The organism is Halobacillus alkaliphilus, from assembly GCF_900113125.1.
Taxonomy (GTDB): domain Bacteria; phylum Bacillota; class Bacilli; order Bacillales; family Halobacillaceae; genus Halobacillus; species Halobacillus alkaliphilus.
On record NZ_FOOG01000023.1, the window covers coordinates 21845 to 37993 of the forward strand.

The 16149-nt window shown below is 43.9% G+C and carries 14 protein-coding genes; all 14 read left to right on the forward strand.

What is annotated here, in order from left to right:
• Nucleotides 1–185 precede the first annotated feature (185 nt).
• The 14 genes from rpoB to rplV all read left to right on the forward strand — a co-directional run bounded on the left by rpoB (nucleotide 186) and on the right by rplV (nucleotide 16149).
• On the forward strand, nucleotides 186–3713 hold the full coding sequence (gene rpoB, locus BMZ06_RS12640; protein ID WP_089752376.1) for a DNA-directed RNA polymerase subunit beta: 3528 nt from the start codon (nucleotides 186–188) through the stop codon (nucleotides 3711–3713).
• A 73-nt stretch (nucleotides 3714–3786) separates the two neighbouring features.
• Nucleotides 3787–7395, forward strand: a complete 3609-nt coding sequence (rpoC, locus tag BMZ06_RS12645; protein WP_089752377.1) for a DNA-directed RNA polymerase subunit beta' — start codon at nucleotides 3787–3789, stop codon at nucleotides 7393–7395.
• A 143-nt stretch (nucleotides 7396–7538) separates the two neighbouring features.
• A complete protein-coding gene (locus tag BMZ06_RS12650; protein ID WP_089752378.1) occupies nucleotides 7539–7790 on the forward strand; it encodes a 50S ribosomal protein L7ae-like protein in 252 nt (83 codons plus the stop codon).
• Between the two features lie 97 nt (nucleotides 7791–7887).
• A complete protein-coding gene (gene rpsL / locus BMZ06_RS12655; protein ID WP_014641416.1) occupies nucleotides 7888–8301 on the forward strand; it encodes a 30S ribosomal protein S12 in 414 nt (137 codons plus the stop codon).
• A gap of 52 nt (nucleotides 8302–8353) precedes the next feature.
• Entirely contained in the window at nucleotides 8354–8824 is a 471-nt protein-coding gene (rpsG, locus tag BMZ06_RS12660; RefSeq protein WP_014641417.1) for a 30S ribosomal protein S7, read from the forward strand.
• A 42-nt stretch (nucleotides 8825–8866) separates the two neighbouring features.
• Nucleotides 8867–10945 carry an elongation factor G gene (fusA, locus tag BMZ06_RS12665; RefSeq protein ID WP_089752379.1) on the forward strand — a complete coding sequence of 693 codons (2079 nt, stop codon included), beginning with the start codon at nucleotides 8867–8869 and terminating at the stop codon, nucleotides 10943–10945.
• A gap of 133 nt (nucleotides 10946–11078) precedes the next feature.
• On the forward strand, nucleotides 11079–12269 hold the full coding sequence (gene tuf, locus BMZ06_RS12670; protein WP_089752380.1) for an elongation factor Tu: 1191 nt from the start codon (nucleotides 11079–11081) through the stop codon (nucleotides 12267–12269).
• Nucleotides 12270–12678: 409 nt separating this feature from the next.
• Nucleotides 12679–12987: a 30S ribosomal protein S10 gene (gene rpsJ, locus BMZ06_RS12680; RefSeq protein WP_014641420.1), complete on the forward strand. Its 309-nt coding sequence runs from the start codon at nucleotides 12679–12681 to the stop codon at nucleotides 12985–12987.
• A 31-nt stretch (nucleotides 12988–13018) separates the two neighbouring features.
• Nucleotides 13019–13651: a 50S ribosomal protein L3 gene (rplC, locus tag BMZ06_RS12685; RefSeq protein ID WP_014641421.1), complete on the forward strand. Its 633-nt coding sequence runs from the start codon at nucleotides 13019–13021 to the stop codon at nucleotides 13649–13651.
• 22 nt (nucleotides 13652–13673) lie between these two features.
• Nucleotides 13674–14297, forward strand: a complete 624-nt coding sequence (gene rplD, locus BMZ06_RS12690) for a 50S ribosomal protein L4 (protein WP_089752381.1) — start codon at nucleotides 13674–13676, stop codon at nucleotides 14295–14297.
• Nucleotides 14297–14584: a 50S ribosomal protein L23 gene (gene rplW, locus BMZ06_RS12695; RefSeq protein WP_089752382.1), complete on the forward strand. Its 288-nt coding sequence runs from the start codon at nucleotides 14297–14299 to the stop codon at nucleotides 14582–14584. The genes rplD and rplW overlap by 1 nt, the downstream gene beginning before the upstream one ends.
• 34 nt (nucleotides 14585–14618) lie before the next feature.
• Nucleotides 14619–15452, forward strand: coding sequence for a 50S ribosomal protein L2 (gene rplB / locus BMZ06_RS12700; protein ID WP_014641424.1), 834 nt, complete (start codon nucleotides 14619–14621; stop codon nucleotides 15450–15452).
• A gap of 57 nt (nucleotides 15453–15509) precedes the next feature.
• A complete protein-coding gene (rpsS, locus tag BMZ06_RS12705; protein WP_014641425.1) occupies nucleotides 15510–15788 on the forward strand; it encodes a 30S ribosomal protein S19 in 279 nt (92 codons plus the stop codon).
• A gap of 19 nt (nucleotides 15789–15807) precedes the next feature.
• Nucleotides 15808–16149, forward strand: a complete 342-nt coding sequence (gene rplV, locus BMZ06_RS12710; RefSeq protein ID WP_014641426.1) for a 50S ribosomal protein L22 — start codon at nucleotides 15808–15810, stop codon at nucleotides 16147–16149.

The window sequence follows — 16149 nt, forward strand, 5'->3', positions numbered from 1 at the left end:
TTATCTATATCAAGTCGACCCTTTTTCTTTTTTGTCTAACGTTAGAGAGAAATGAAGAATTACCATTTGCTATAGAGGCGAATGTTTAAATAGTGCTTGTGGCAAGATCAACCGCAAGCCTGTTCGGCATGTCTTGCCGAACGCTTTTTTCGTTATTAAAATGCTTGATTTGAGGGGTGAATCAGTTGACAGGTCAACTAGTTCAGTATGGACGACACCGCCAGCGCAGAAGTTATGCTCGTATCAGTGAAGTTTTAGAGTTACCTAACTTAATTGAAATTCAGACGGCTTCCTACCAATGGTTCCTGGAAGAAGGTTTGAAGGAAATGTTCAAGGACATTTCTCCAATTGAAGATTTTACAGGTAACTTATCATTAGAGTTTGTAGACTACAGCCTTGGCGAACCAAAGTATCCAGTGGATGAGTCAAAAGATCGCGATGTAACATATAATGCACCACTTCGTGTGAAAGTTCGTCTCTTAAACAATGAGACAGGGGAAGTGAAAGAGCAAGAAGTATTTATGGGGGATTTCCCTCTTATGACAGACACCGGTACCTTTATCATTAATGGTGCTGAACGTGTTATCGTTTCACAGCTTGTTCGTTCTCCGAGTGTATATTACAACAAAAAGATTGATAAAAACGGCAAGAGAGGTTATACAGCTACTGTTATTCCTAACCGTGGTGCGTGGCTGGAGTTCGAAACCGATGCGAAAGACGTAGCACACGTCCGTATCGATCGTACTCGTAAATTACCAATCACCGTACTACTGCGTGCTTTAGGATTCGGAACAGACCAGGAGATTATAGATCTTATTGGCGAAAACGAATACTTGAAAAACACGCTTGAGAAAGATAATACAGAAAATAGCGAGAAAGCGTTGCTTGAAATCTATGAGCGTCTGCGCCCTGGCGAGCCGCCAACAGTAGAAAACGCTAAGAGTTTACTTGTTTCTCGTTTCTTTGATCCGAAACGCTATGATCTAGCTCGCGTCGGACGTTATAAAATGAATAAAAAGCTTCATATAAAAGATCGATTGTTTAATCAAACGCTCGCTGAAACGTTAGTAGACGAAGAAACAGGCGAAGTACTGGCAGAAAAAGGCGATAAAATTGATCGTCGTCTGCTTAATAAATTGATTCCACATTTCGATGATGAAGAAACTACACTAAGTGAAAGAGCTCTTGATCCAGCTGAGGGAGTACTTGAAGAACCGATGCGTGTACAATCGGTGAAAATTGTAGACCCTACAGATCCAGAAGGAGAACGTTCCATTAATGTGATCGGGAATGCAAATATCGACCGTGATGTAAAAAATATTACACCGGCAGATATCATTTCTTCTATCAGTTATTTCTTTAACTTACTGCATAATGTGGGTGGAACAGATGACATTGACCACTTAGGTAACCGTCGTCTTCGTTCCGTAGGTGAACTTCTGCAGAACCAATTCCGTATTGGTCTATCCCGTATGGAGCGTGTAGTACGTGAACGTATGTCGATCCAGGACACTTCATCTATTACTCCGCAGCAGTTAATTAATATACGTCCAGTGATTGCTTCAATTAAAGAGTTCTTTGGCAGCTCACAATTGTCTCAGTTCATGGACCAGACGAACCCGCTAGCGGAATTAACGCACAAGCGTCGTCTTTCTGCTTTAGGACCAGGTGGTTTAACACGTGAGCGTGCAGGTTTTGAAGTTCGTGACGTACACTACTCCCACTACGGACGTATGTGTCCAATCGAAACTCCTGAGGGACCAAACATCGGTCTGATTAACTCCTTATCTTCTTATGCAAAGGTAAATGAATTTGGGTTTATCGAAACACCTTATCGTCGAGTGGATCCTGATACTAATAAGGTAACTGCTCAATTTGATTATCTTACAGCAGATGAAGAAGATAATTATGTTGTAGCTCAGGCCAACGCAAAACTCGAAGAAGATGGTTCCTTTACTGATCCTGAAGTTATCGCTCGTTTCCGTGGTGAAAACACGGTAGTAAGCCGCGATCGCTTAGATTATATGGACGTTTCACCGAAACAGGTAGTATCTGCGGCAACCGCTTGTATTCCATTCTTGGAAAACGATGACTCTAACCGTTCTCTAATGGGTGCAAACATGCAGCGTCAGGCTGTACCATTGCTTCAGCCGGATGCTCCACTTGTAGGTACGGGAATGGAATATGTATCAGGTAAAGACTCAGGTGCTGCTGTCATCTGCCGCAACGAGGGTATCGTTGAGCGTGTAGAAGCAAAAGAAGTGTTTATACGCCGCATATCTGAAGTAGATGGTAAAGAAGTAGAAGGCGATCTTGATCGTTACCGTCTTCAGAAATTCATCCGTTCTAACCAGGGAAGCTGCTATAACCAGCGTCCGATTGTTTCTAAAGGTGACCGTGTAACGAAAGGGGAAATCCTTGCTGATGGTCCTTCCATGGATATGGGAGAATTAGCACTTGGACAAAACCCGCTGGTTGCATTCATGACATGGGATGGTTACAACTATGAGGACGCCATCATCATGAGTGAACGTCTGGTGAAAGATGACGTGTACACTTCTATTCATATTGAAGAATATGAATCAGAAGCCCGCGATACGAAACTCGGGCCAGAAGAGATTACAAGAGACATTCCGAACGTAGGTGAAGATGCTCTTCGTGACTTGGATGAACGCGGAATTATCCGTGTAGGAGCTGAAGTTAGTGATGGAGACCTTCTTGTAGGTAAAGTTACTCCTAAAGGGGTTACCGAATTATCTGCGGAAGAACGTCTGCTTCATGCAATCTTTGGTGAAAAAGCTCGTGAAGTACGCGACACTTCTCTTCGTGTGCCTCACGGTGCAGGCGGAATTGTGCTTGATGTTAAAATCTTCAATCGTGAAGATGGAGATGAACTTCCGCCAGGAGTTAACCAGCTGATTCGCGCGTACATCGTTCAGAAGCGTAAGATATCTGAAGGTGACAAAATGGCTGGTCGTCACGGAAACAAAGGTGTTATCTCTAAAATTCTTCCAGAAGAAGATATGCCATTCTTACCAGATGGAACTCCGGTAGATGTCATGTTAAACCCGCTAGGTGTACCATCTCGTATGAATATTGGACAAGTACTTGAGCTTCACTTAGGTATGGCTGCCCGTCTCCTTGGAGAAAGAGTAGCAACTCCAGTATTTGATGGTGCCCGAGAAGAAGATGTTTGGGAGACACTTGAAGAAGCCGGCATGTCCCGCGATGCGAAGACCATTTTGTATGATGGACGCACAGGGGAACCGTTTGATAACCGTGTATCTGTTGGTGTTATGTATATGATTAAACTGGCACACATGGTTGACGACAAACTGCACGCCCGTTCCACAGGACCTTACTCTCTTGTAACCCAGCAGCCATTGGGCGGTAAAGCTCAATTTGGTGGTCAGCGTTTCGGTGAGATGGAGGTATGGGCACTAGAAGCATATGGTGCTGCTTATACTCTTCAAGAAATTCTGACAGTGAAGTCAGATGACGTAGTCGGTCGTGTGAAAACGTATGAAGCGATTGTTAAAGGTGATAACGTTCCAGAACCAGGCGTACCTGAATCCTTTAAAGTTCTAATTAAAGAGCTTCAAAGTTTAGGTATGGATGTAAAAATTCTTTCTGGTGATGAACAAGAAATAGAAATGCGGGATATCGAAGAAGAGCAAACGAAAGAATCCGAGAATTTAAACCTAGACGATTAATAGACGTATTGTTCCAGACACCCGTGTTCTAAGTTTAGGGTAAAACCCGGATACTGAAAGGGAGGTAGGCCCCTTGCTAGATGTAAATAACTTTGAGTATATGAAAATTGGTTTGGCTTCACCTGATAAGATCAGATCTTGGTCTTACGGTGAGGTCAAGAAGCCAGAAACAATCAATTATCGTACGCTAAAACCCGAAAAAGACGGGTTATTCTGTGAAAGAATCTTCGGTCCGCAAAAAGACTGGGAGTGCCACTGTGGTAAATACAAGCGTGTCCGTTATAAAGGCGTCGTTTGTGACCGTTGTGGTGTAGAAGTAACGAAAGCCAAAGTACGTCGTGAGCGGATGGGGCACTTGGAATTAGCTGCCCCAGTCTCCCACATTTGGTACTTTAAAGGTATTCCAAGCCGTATGGGTCTTGTACTTGATATGTCCCCGCGTGCTTTGGAAGAAGTCATTTACTTTGCTGCTTATATTGTAACGGACCCAGGCGAGACAGCCCTTGAGAGAAAGCAGCTGCTTTCTGAAAAGGAATATCGTTCGTACCGTGAAAAATTCGGACAGGGCTTCCAGGCAGCAATGGGTGCTGAAGCTATCCGTAAACTGCTTTTTGATATCGATCTTGAAGGAGAAGTAGAAACTCTGAAAGAGGAATTAAAAACAGCTCAGGGTCAGCGACGTACTCGTGCTATTAAACGTTTGGAAGTGCTAGAATCTTTCCGTCATTCAGGAAACGATCCTTCATGGATGATTCTTGATGTACTGCCTGTCATTCCACCAGAGCTTCGTCCGATGGTTCAATTGGACGGCGGACGTTTTGCAACTTCTGACTTGAACGATTTATATCGTCGAGTAATTAACCGTAACAATCGTCTTAAGCGTTTGTTAGATTTGGGAGCACCGACGATCATCGTCCAGAACGAAAAGCGTATGCTTCAGGAAGCTGTAGATGCCCTTATTGATAATGGCCGCCGCGGCCGTCCAGTTACAGGGCCTGGTAACCGTCCACTTAAATCCCTTTCTCACATGCTGAAAGGTAAACAGGGACGTTTCCGTCAGAACTTGCTTGGTAAACGTGTCGACTATTCTGGTCGTTCGGTAATCGTTGTTGGTCCATCCTTGAAGATGTACCAATGCGGTCTTCCAAAAGAAATGGCGCTTGAACTGTTCAAGCCTTTCGTTATGAAAGAGCTCGTTTCCCGTGGCCTTGCCCACAATATTAAATCAGCCAAGCGTAAAATTGAACGTGTTCACCATGAAGTTTGGGACGTTCTTGAAGATGTTATTAAAGAGCACCCGGTACTACTAAACCGTGCTCCAACACTTCACCGCCTTGGTATCCAGGCGTTTGAACCTACATTGGTAGAAGGCCGTGCCATCCGTCTTCACCCGTTGGTATGTACAGCTTATAACGCTGACTTTGATGGTGACCAAATGGCGGTTCACGTGCCGTTGTCTTCCGAGGCCCAGGCAGAAGCCCGAATCCTAATGCTGGCTGCTCAAAACATTCTTAACCCTAAGGATGGTAAGCCGGTCGTTACACCATCACAGGATATGGTCCTAGGTAACTACTACCTGACGCTTGAACGTGAAGGAGCTGTTGGAGAAGGAATGTTCTTCAAAGATCTCAATGAAGCGTTAATGGCGTATCAGAATGGGTATGCACACCTTCATACACGGGTTGCCGTTCAGGCAAGCTCTCTAGGAAATGAAACCTTTACTGAAGAGCAGAATCAGCAGCTGCTTCTTACTACAGTTGGTAAGTTGATCTTTAATGAAATGCTGCCTAATTCCTTCCCGTATATGAATGAGCCAACCCAAGAGAACCTTGAAGTTAAAACACCGGATGAATACTTTATTCCTAAAGGTACAGATATTCGTCAAGAACTATCGAATCGTGAAGAAGTATCACCATTCAAGAAAGGGATCCTGGGTGACATTATTGCAGAAGTATTTAAACGCTTCTCTATTAGTGAAACATCCAAGATGCTCGATAGAATGAAAGATCTTGGCTTTGCTTATTCTACGAAAGCAGGTATTACTGTTGGTGTATCTGACGTCGTAGTACTTCCGGAGAAACAAGAAATTCTGGAAGAAGCTCAAGGTAAGGTTGATAAAGTTCTTAAACAGTTCCGCCGCGGTTTAATCACCGATGAAGAGCGTTATGACCGAGTAATTGAAATTTGGTCTGGGGCTAAGGATGATATTCAAAACCGTTTGATGAGTTCCTTGAACCCGCGTAACCCTATATTCATGATGAGTGATTCAGGAGCACGTGGTAACGCGTCCAACTTTACTCAGCTCGCTGGTATGCGTGGTCTTATGGCCAACCCGGCTGGACGTATTATTGAACTTCCAATCAAATCAAGTTTCCGTGAAGGCTTAACAGTACTTGAGTACTTTATTTCCACACACGGTGCTCGTAAAGGTCTTGCCGATACTGCACTGAAAACAGCGGACTCTGGTTACCTGACTCGTCGACTTGTTGATGTAGCGCAAGACGTAATCGTCCGTGAAGATGATTGTGGTACAGACCGTGGATTACCAGTAAGTGCAATTACGGAAGGTTCAGAGGTAATAGAACCGCTAATTGATCGTCTGATTGGCCGTACGGCATTCCAAACAGTTAAACACCCGGAAACTGGTGAAGCACTGGCGAGTCGTAACGAAGTCATTTCAGAAGATGGTGCTAAACAAATCGTAGACGCCGGTATCGAAAGCATTGTTATCCGCTCTGCCTTCACTTGTAATACTAAACACGGCGTATGTAAGAAGTGCTACGGCCGCAACCTGGCAACAGGTGATGAAGTCGAAGTTGGCGAAGCAGTTGGAATCATTGCTGCTCAGTCTATCGGTGAGCCTGGTACACAGCTTACGATGCGTACCTTCCACACGGGCGGTGTTGCCGGAGATGACATCACTCAAGGTCTTCCACGTATCCAGGAGATTGTGGAAGCACGTAACCCTAAAGGCCAAGCAGTGATTACAGAAATCGACGGAACCGTACAGGAAGTTAACGAAGTGAAAGAAAAACAAGAGATTGTGGTTCAAGGGGCTGTAGAGAGCCGCTCTTATACGGCTCCGTATGGCGCTCGTATGAAAGTTACTGTAGGAGATGCTGTGTCCGCAGGAAGTCCTCTTACAGAAGGTTCCATCGATCCGAAAGAACTCTTGAATATCCAGGGACTTGATGGAGTTCAGCAATATCTTCTTAAAGAAGTACAGAAAGTTTATCGTATGCAAGGTGTTGAAATCTCTGACAAGCACGTTGAAGTAATGGTCCGCCAGATGCTTCGTAAAGTTCGTGTACTTGATTCCGGAGACACCGATGTACTTCCTGGATCACTTCTTGAGATCCACCAATTTAAAGAAGCGAACCAGAAAGCTCTTGTGGAAGGCGGACAGCCTGCAGTGGGTCGTCCGGTCATTCTTGGTATTACCAAAGCATCGCTTGAAACAGACAGCTTCCTGTCTGCAGCATCCTTCCAGGAAACAACTCGTGTCCTGACTGATGCAGCGATTAAAGGTAAGAGAGATGAACTTCTAGGATTGAAAGAGAATGTTATTATCGGTAAGCTTGTACCAGCTGGTACGGGCATGACACGCTACCGTAAGATTCAAGCTCAGTCTGAAGGAGCACCTGAACAACAGACCCAACCGGAAGAAGTCACTCATTCTTAAAAAGAATAGATAGATGTTAACAAAGGGTAAAATTAATGGAAGCACAAAAAAACTACCCAAAATGCAGTTGACATGCATTTTGGGTAGTGATAATATAATCAAGGTGCTTCCGTTTATCCTTGTTACTTTGGAGGATATGAAAGATGTCTTATGAAAAAGTAGCACAGGCTAAATCAGAAATAGTGATTGGGACCAAACAAACACTTAAAGCCATGAAAAATGGTGAAGTGAATGAAGTCATAACGGCTGATGATGCTGATCAGACGATGACAATGAAGGTAGTACGGCTAGCCAGGGAATTGAGAATTCCGCATACACGAGTTTCTTCTATGAAGGAGCTGGGAAATGCATGCGGCATTGATGTCGGAGCTGCTACAGTGGCGATAAAGCAATAAAGTTTTGGCGGTAAATCGCGAAAGCTTTGTTTTTTGCCTTTTTATGAACCACCTGGATGTGTGGTATTAAGAAATGTGAAGAAGGGAGGATACAAACATGCCAACTATTAATCAATTGGTACGTAAAGGACGCGAAAGCAAAACTAAACAAACAAACGCTCCAGCCTTGAACAAAGGCTTTAACAGCTATAAAAAACGTATGACAGATCAGTCTTCTCCACAAAAACGTGGTGTTTGCACACGTGTCGGTACGATGACACCTAAGAAACCGAACTCCGCATTGCGTAAATATGCACGTGTTCGTTTGACCAACCAGCTAGAGGTTAACGCCTACATTCCTGGTATCGGCCACAACTTGCAAGAACACAGTGTTGTTCTTATCCGCGGCGGTAAGGTTAAAGACTTGCCAGGTGTTCGTTACCACGTAGTACGTGGTGCCCTTGACACAGCAAGTGTTGAAGGACGTAGACAAGGTCGTTCTAAATACGGTACGAAGAAGCCTAAAAAATAATCGATATGCAGATATCGCTTAACTATTAAAAATATGGAAGGGAGGGGAACATATGCCACGTAAAGGTCCAGTAGCTAAACGTGATGTGTTACCAGATCCGATGTACAACTCTAAGCTTGTCACTCGTTTGATCAACCAGATTATGGTTGACGGTCAACGCGGGAAAGCTCAAAAGATTCTTTATAAATCTTTCGAATTAGTTCAAGAGCGTAGCGGCAACGACGCTATGGAAATCTTCGATCAGGCTATGAAAAACGTAATGCCTGTATTGGAAGTACGCGCTCGTCGTGTTGGTGGTTCCAACTACCAAGTACCTGTAGAAGTTCGCCCTGAACGTCGTCAGGCTCTAGGATTGCGTTTCATTGTTAACTATGCGCGTCTTCGCGGAGAGAAAACAATGGAAGAGCGTCTTGCTAACGAAATTCTAGATGCAGGTAATAACACTGGTGCAGCAGTTAAGCGCCGTGAAGAAATGCACAAGATGGCGGAAGCTAACAAAGCATTCGCTCACTATCGTTGGTAATCATCAAACAAATAAACTTACAATTGGAAAGGAGAAAGAATCATGCCTAGAGAGTTCTCCTTGGAAAGAACACGTAATATCGGTGTAATGGCTCACATTGATGCTGGTAAAACAACAGCCACCGAGCGTATTCTTTTCTACACAGGACGTATCCACAAGATTGGTGAAACTCACGAAGGAGCTTCCCAAATGGACTGGATGGAGCAGGAACAGGAACGCGGAATTACCATTACTTCCGCAGCGACCACTGCTCAATGGAGAGATCACCGTATTAACATCATTGACACACCAGGACACGTAGACTTCACAGTTGAGGTTGAACGTTCCCTGCGTGTACTTGATGGTTCTGTAGCTGTACTAGATGCTCAGTCTGGTGTTGAACCACAGACGGAAACAGTATGGCGCCAAGCTACAACTTACGGTGTACCCCGTATTGTGTTCGTAAACAAAATGGACAAAGTAGGGGCAGATTTCATTTACTCCCTTGGTACTCTACAAGAGCGCCTCGGAGCTAATGCGGCTGCCGTACAACTTCCAATAGGAGCAGAAGATGAATTCGAAGGAATCATCGACTTGATTACTATGGAAGCTTACTATTACATGGATGACTTGGGTACTCGTGCGGAAGCACGTCCAATTCCAGATGAATATAAAGAGCAAGCTGAAGAGTACCGCACGAAGCTTCTTGAAGCTGTAGCGGAACTTGATGAAGACTTGATGATGCAATACCTTGAAGGGGAAGAAATCACGAATGATCAGCTTAAAGCTGCCGTTCGTACAGCTACTCTAAGCGTTGATTTCTATCCTGTCTTCTGTGGATCTGCTTTCAAAAACAAAGGTGTTCAGCTGTTGATTGATGGAGTAATTGATTACCTTCCATCTCCTCTGGATGTACCTCCAATCGAAGGTCATGTTCCACAGACAGAGGAGCCTGTTGTACGTAAAGCTGACGACAACGCGCCATTCTCTGCGCTAGCATTTAAGGTCGCGACAGACCCTTATGTTGGTAAACTTACATTCTTCCGCGTGTACTCTGGTACGCTTAATGCCGGTTCATACGTGAAGAACTCTACGAAAGATAAGCGTGAGCGTGTAGGTCGTATCCTGCAAATGCACGCCAACTCTCGTGAAGAGATCTCAACAGTTTATGCTGGTGATATTGCTGGTGCTGTTGGACTTAAAGATACAGGTACAGGTGACACTCTATGTGATGAAAAGAGTCTTGTTATTCTTGAATCTATGGAATTCCCTGAGCCGGTTATCTCTGTAGCTATCGAACCAAAATCCAAAGCTGACCAAGATAAAATGGCAATTGCCCTTGGTAAGCTTGCGGAAGAGGATCCGACTTTCCAAACTGAAACGAACGTGGAAACTGGACAAACGATTATTGCCGGTATGGGTGAGCTTCACCTTGACATTATCGTTGACCGTCTCCGTCGTGAGTTTAAAGTAGAAGCGAATATCGGTGCTCCACAGGTTGCTTACCGTGAGACATTCCGTGCTAGCGCTCAAGTTGAAGGTAAATTCGTACGTCAGTCCGGTGGCCGTGGACAATTCGGTCACGTATGGGTTGAATTCGAACCTAACGACGAAGGTGCAGGATTTGAATTCGTAAACAAAATCGTTGGTGGTGTAGTACCGCGTGAATATATCCCATCCGTAGAACAGGGAATCAAAGAATCCTTGGAAAACGGTGTATTAGCCGGTTACCCAATGGTCGACATCAAAGCCACTCTATATGATGGCTCATACCACGATGTTGACTCCAATGAAATGGCCTTTAAGGTTGCCGCATCAATGGCTCTTAAAGAAGCTAAAAACAAATGTAAACCAGTTCTTCTTGAACCAATGATGAAAGTTGAAGTTGTCATTCCAGAAGAATACATGGGTGATATCATGGGTGACGTAACTTCACGTCGTGGACGTGTAGAAGGTATGGAAACTCGTGGTAACGCACAGGTTGTTAAAGCATTTGTACCACTATCCGAAATGTTTGGGTATGCGACAGCGCTTCGCTCCAACACACAAGGACGTGGAACTTACACCATGCACTTTGACCACTATGAAGAAGTGCCGAAGAGTATCTCAGAAGAAATCATCAAGAAAAATTCTGGTGAGTAATTGATTTTTTTGACGAGTTGAAGTATAACTTGTAATGTAAGCTTAGGAGCGCAGTTTAGATGCTCGCTCCTCAGCTTCATATAAATATTTCAATTTAAATATATCGCTACTTAATTAAAGGAGGAAATATACTATGGGTAAAGAAAAATTCGACCGGTCCAAGTCCCACGTTAACATTGGTACAATTGGACACGTTGACCACGGTAAAACAACACTAACTGCAGCAATCACTACAGTACTTCACAAGCGTTCTGGATCTGGATCTGCAATGGCTTATGACATGATCGACGGTGCTCCTGAAGAGCGCGAACGTGGAATCACAATCTCAACTGCACACGTTGAGTATGAAACTGAAAACCGCCACTATGCACACGTTGACTGCCCAGGTCACGCTGACTACGTTAAAAACATGATCACTGGTGCTGCTCAAATGGACGGCGCGATCCTAGTTGTATCTGCAGCTGACGGTCCAATGCCACAAACTCGTGAGCACATCCTGCTTTCTAAAAACGTAGGTGTACCAGCAATCGTTGTATTCCTTAACAAAGTTGACATGGTAGACGACGAAGAGCTTCTTGAACTAGTAGAAATGGAAGTTCGTGATCTACTTTCTGAGTATGACTTCGATGGTGACGAAGCTCCAGTAATCAGCGGTTCTGCTCTTAAAGCACTTGAAGGCGAAGAGCAGTACGAGCAAGCAATCTATGACCTTATGGATGCAGTTGATGAGCACATTCCAACTCCAGATCGTGATACAGACAAACCATTCATGATGCCAGTTGAGGACGTATTCTCAATCACTGGCCGTGGTACAGTTGCAACTGGTCGTGTTGAGCGTGGCCAAGTTAAAGTCGGTGACGAAGTTGAAATCATCGGTATGGCTGAAGCTGCTCGCAAAACTACGGTTACTGGTGTTGAAATGTTCCGTAAGCTTCTAGACTATGCTGAAGCTGGCGACAACATTGGCGCACTTCTTCGTGGTGTTAACCGTGAAGACATCAACCGTGGTCAAGTTCTAGCTAAACCTGGTTCAATCACTCCACACACAAACTTCAAAGCTGAAGTTTATGTACTAGCTAAAGACGAAGGTGGACGTCACACTCCATTCTTCTCTAACTACCGCCCACAGTTCTACTTCCGTACTACGGACGTAACTGGTGTCATTCAACTTCCAGAAGGCGTAGAAATGGTTATGCCTGGCGATAACGTTGAAATGACTGTTGAACTTATCTCCCCAATCGCGATTGAAGACGGAACTCGTTTCTCAATCCGTGAAGGTGGACGTACAGTAGGTTCTGGCGTTGTTAGTGAAATCACTAAATAATCGCTGAATAAATGAGTGAGCAGCAGCTGAAAAGCTGCTGCTCATTTTTTTGTGGGAAAGTGGTTGAAATAAGGGTTTTCTTTTGTTGTAATGGAAGGTGGAAATTTTGGAGCGAAATTTAATCTTCATCGTAAAAAATACAGTTTGCTTTATAGGAAGCACCTAAAAATATATAAACCCTTGAATTTGATCTCAAAGGTTAGTATAATAATTTAGGTGTTCATATATAAAAATTATGGATTTATCCTTGCATTGACCGTATTTCTTCTATATAATGAGTAATGTTGGTCATAAAAGGCGATGAAGCGAAAGGTTGTTGACACACCCGGCCCCTTTGCCATGGCTAGTGAGTCAAGTTTTTTCGCGGAGAATGTCTATTTCAAAAATGGGCGAAGAAGGAGGGAAAATAATGGCAAAAGAGAAAATTCGTATTCGTTTAAAAGCGTATGATCATAGGGTGTTAGATCAATCTGCTGAGAAGATTGTAGACACTGCGAAGCGTTCTGGAGCTAATGTATCTGGTCCAATTCCGCTTCCGACTGAGCGTTCTATCTATACAGTACTTCGTGCTACACACAAGTACAAAGATGCTCGTGAACAGTTTGAAATGCGTACACACAAACGTCTTATCGACATTGTTAATCCAACACCACAGACCGTTGATTCATTGATGCGTTTGGATCTGCCATCTGGTGTGGATATCGAAATCAAATTATAAATAAAACTGAACTATATAGGAGGTGTAACGGATGACGAAAGGAATCTTAGGACGCAAAGTCGGCATGACTCAAATCTTTTCTGAAGACGGTGAGTTAATTCCAGTAACAGTTGTACAAGCTGAGCCAAACGTTGTTCTTCAAAAGAAAACAACAGGAAATGACGGCTATGAAGCAATCCAACTTGGTTTTGCTGATGAAAAATCGAATCGTTTGAAAAAAGCAGCTAAAGGTCATGCTGAAAAAGCAAACACAACACCTAAGCGCTACGTTCGTGAATTCCGTAATGCAAACCTTGATGACTATGAACTTGGTCAAGAGGTTAAGGTGGATATTTTCGAAGCTGGTGATGTAATTGATGTTACAGGAACTTCAAAAGGTAAAGGATTCCAGGGTGCAATTAAGCGCCATAACCAATCTACTGGACCTATGACTCACGGTTCCCGCTATCACCGTCGTCCAGGTACAATGGGTCCAATCGATCCAAACCACGTACTAAAAGGCAAAAAATTGCCAGGACAAATGGGTAGTGAAACAGTAACACTTCAAAACCTTGAAGTAGTTAGAGTTGACGCTGAACGTAACTTGCTGCTTATCAAAGGTAATGTACCAGGTGCGAAAAAATCGTACGTTAAAGTCTCAAGTGCAATCAAGGCTAGCAAATAATTAACGGAAGGGAGGATATGTCATGCCTAAAGTAGCACTATTAAACCAAAGCGGCTCTAATGTTGGAGATGTCGAATTGAATGATGCCGTATTTGGGATCGAACCTAATACTCACGTATTACACGAAACTGTGTTGATGCAGCGCGCGAATCTTCGCCAAGGCACACACAAAGTTAAAGGGCGTTCTGAAGTGAGCGGCGGTGGACGTAAGCCATGGCGCCAAAAAGGTACTGGCCGTGCACGTCAAGGATCCATCCGTGCCCCACAATGGGTTGGCGGTGGAACTGTATTTGGTCCGTCACCACGCAGTTACAGCTACACAATGCCTAAAAAAGTACGTCGTTTAGCTCTACAGTCTGCTTATTCTTCTAAAGTAAAAGAAGAGAACATTATCGTTCTTGAGAGTCTATCTCTAGACGCTCCAAAAACTAAAGAAGTAGTAAACCTTCTTAAAGCTCTCGATGTAAACGAAAAGGCATTGATTGTCACAGCAGAGAAAGATGAAAATGTAACTCTTTCTTCTAATAATATCCCTACAGTGAAAAGTTCATCTGTAGAAGAAGTAAGTGTGTTAGATTTACTAACGCATGATAAGCTGATCCTAACGAAGGAAGCAGCTGAAAAAGCAGGGGAGGTGCTCTCATAATGAAAGAACCACGTGATATCATTAAGCGCCCTGTCATAACTGAGCAATCTGCTGACCTTATGGGAGAAAAGAAATATACGTTTGAAGTTAGCCCAGCCGCTAACAAAACTGAAATTAAAAAAGCAGTTGAAGAAATCTTTGGTGTAAGTGTTGATTCTGTTAACACAATGAACCTTAAAGGTAAATTTAAACGTATGGGTCGCTATGGCGGCTACCGTTCTGATCGTAAGAAAGCAGTAGTTACTTTGACTGAAGACAGCGAAGAACTAGAATTCTTTGAAGTATAAACTATAAATCTTAATTAAAAAGGAGGGAAAAAAGATGGCGATTAAAAAGTTCCGACCAATTACTAATGGTCGCAGACACATGTCAGTATCTGATTTCGCTGAAATTACCACTGACAAACCTGAACGCTCCCTTGTCACTCCACTTCACAAACGTGGTGGACGTAACAACCAAGGTAAGCTGACAGTTCGTCATCAAGGCGGAGGTCACAAGCGTCAATACCGTATCATCGACTTTAAACGTGATAAAGATGGAATACCTGGACGCGTTGCTACGATTGAATACGATCCAAACCGCTCCGCTAACATTGCGCTAATCAACTACGTTGATGGAGAGAAGCGTTATATCCTGGCTCCAAAAGGAGTGAAGGTAGGCACGGAAATCATTTCTGGTGTAGGTGCAGATATCAAACCTGGTAACTCTCTTGCATTGAAAGATATTCCTGTAGGTACAATCATTCACAACGTAGAACTTAAACCTGGACGCGGTGGACAGCTTGTACGTTCTGCAGGCGCATCTGCTCAAATTCTAGGTCGTGAAGAAAAATACACGCTTGTTCGCTTAACTTCTGGTGAAGTTCGCCTCGTACTAAGCACTTGCCGTGCAACAATCGGTCAAGTTGGTAACCTGGAACACGAACTAATCAGTGTTGGTAAAGCTGGACGTTCCCGCTGGCAAGGCAAGCGCCCAACCGTACGTGGTTCTGTTATGAACCCTAGTGATCACCCACACGGTGGTGGTGAAGGCCGTGCGCCAATCGGTATGCCTTCTCCTGTTACTCCATGGGGTAAACCAACTCTTGGGTACAAGACAAGAAAACGCAACAAGCAGTCTGATAAATATATCGTTCGTAGAAGAGGTAAAAAATAACGGAATTGTCGGGCGGGCGATAATACCCGTCTTTCAATTGCGAAGGGAGGTTTATTCATGGGCCGCAGCCTGAAAAAGGGACCTTTTGTAGATGATCATTTGATGAAAAAAGTTGAGAAGTTGAACGAAGACAGTAAACACCAAGTGGTGAAGACATGGTCTCGTCGTTCTACCATCTTCCCTAACTTTGTCGGACACACAATTGCCGTTTATGACGGACGTAAACACGTACCAGTTTATGTGACAGAAGATATGGTCGGACATAAGCTAGGTGAATTCGCGCCAACCCGTACGTTCAAGGGACACTCTGGCGATGACAAGAAAACAAAACGCTAAGTAGAGAGGAGGCACTCTAATGCAAGCTAAAGCAGTTGCTAAAACCGTTCGCATCGCTCCTCGCAAAGCCCGATTAGTCATTGATCTGATTCGGGGGAAAGAGGTAGGTGAAGCGCTCGCGACATTGAATTTAAAACAGCGCGGCGCATCTCCAGTAGTTGAGAAACTTCTTAACTCTGCGATTGCAAATGCAGAACACAATTATGAAATGGATCCGGAGAATTTATATGTTTCCGAAGCGTTTGTTAATGAAGGTGTAACTCTTAAACGTTTCCGCCCACGTGCTATGGGACGTGCAAGCCAAATTAATAAACGTACCAGCCACATCACAGTGGTTGTATCAGAAAAAAAGGAGGGATAA

What these genes read in the sequence shown, in the direction of transcription:
- BMZ06_RS12650 (WP_089752378.1), top strand. Translation starts at nt 7,539, where the DNA reads ATGTCTTATGAAAAAGTAGCACAGGCTAAATCAGAAATAGTGATTGGG.
- rpsL (WP_014641416.1), top strand. Translation starts at nt 7,888, where the DNA reads ATGCCAACTATTAATCAATTGGTACGTAAAGGACGCGAAAGCAAAACT.
- rpsG (WP_014641417.1), top strand. Translation starts at nt 8,354, where the DNA reads ATGCCACGTAAAGGTCCAGTAGCTAAACGTGATGTGTTACCAGATCCG.
- fusA (WP_089752379.1), top strand. Translation starts at nt 8,867, where the DNA reads ATGCCTAGAGAGTTCTCCTTGGAAAGAACACGTAATATCGGTGTAATG.
- tuf (WP_089752380.1), top strand. Translation starts at nt 11,079, where the DNA reads ATGGGTAAAGAAAAATTCGACCGGTCCAAGTCCCACGTTAACATTGGT.
- rpsJ (WP_014641420.1), top strand. Translation starts at nt 12,679, where the DNA reads ATGGCAAAAGAGAAAATTCGTATTCGTTTAAAAGCGTATGATCATAGG.
- rplC (WP_014641421.1), top strand. Translation starts at nt 13,019, where the DNA reads ATGACGAAAGGAATCTTAGGACGCAAAGTCGGCATGACTCAAATCTTT.
- rplD (WP_089752381.1), top strand. Translation starts at nt 13,674, where the DNA reads ATGCCTAAAGTAGCACTATTAAACCAAAGCGGCTCTAATGTTGGAGAT.
- rplW (WP_089752382.1), top strand. Translation starts at nt 14,297, where the DNA reads ATGAAAGAACCACGTGATATCATTAAGCGCCCTGTCATAACTGAGCAA.
- rplB (WP_014641424.1), top strand. Translation starts at nt 14,619, where the DNA reads ATGGCGATTAAAAAGTTCCGACCAATTACTAATGGTCGCAGACACATG.
- rpsS (WP_014641425.1), top strand. Translation starts at nt 15,510, where the DNA reads ATGGGCCGCAGCCTGAAAAAGGGACCTTTTGTAGATGATCATTTGATG.
- rplV (WP_014641426.1), top strand. Translation starts at nt 15,808, where the DNA reads ATGCAAGCTAAAGCAGTTGCTAAAACCGTTCGCATCGCTCCTCGCAAA.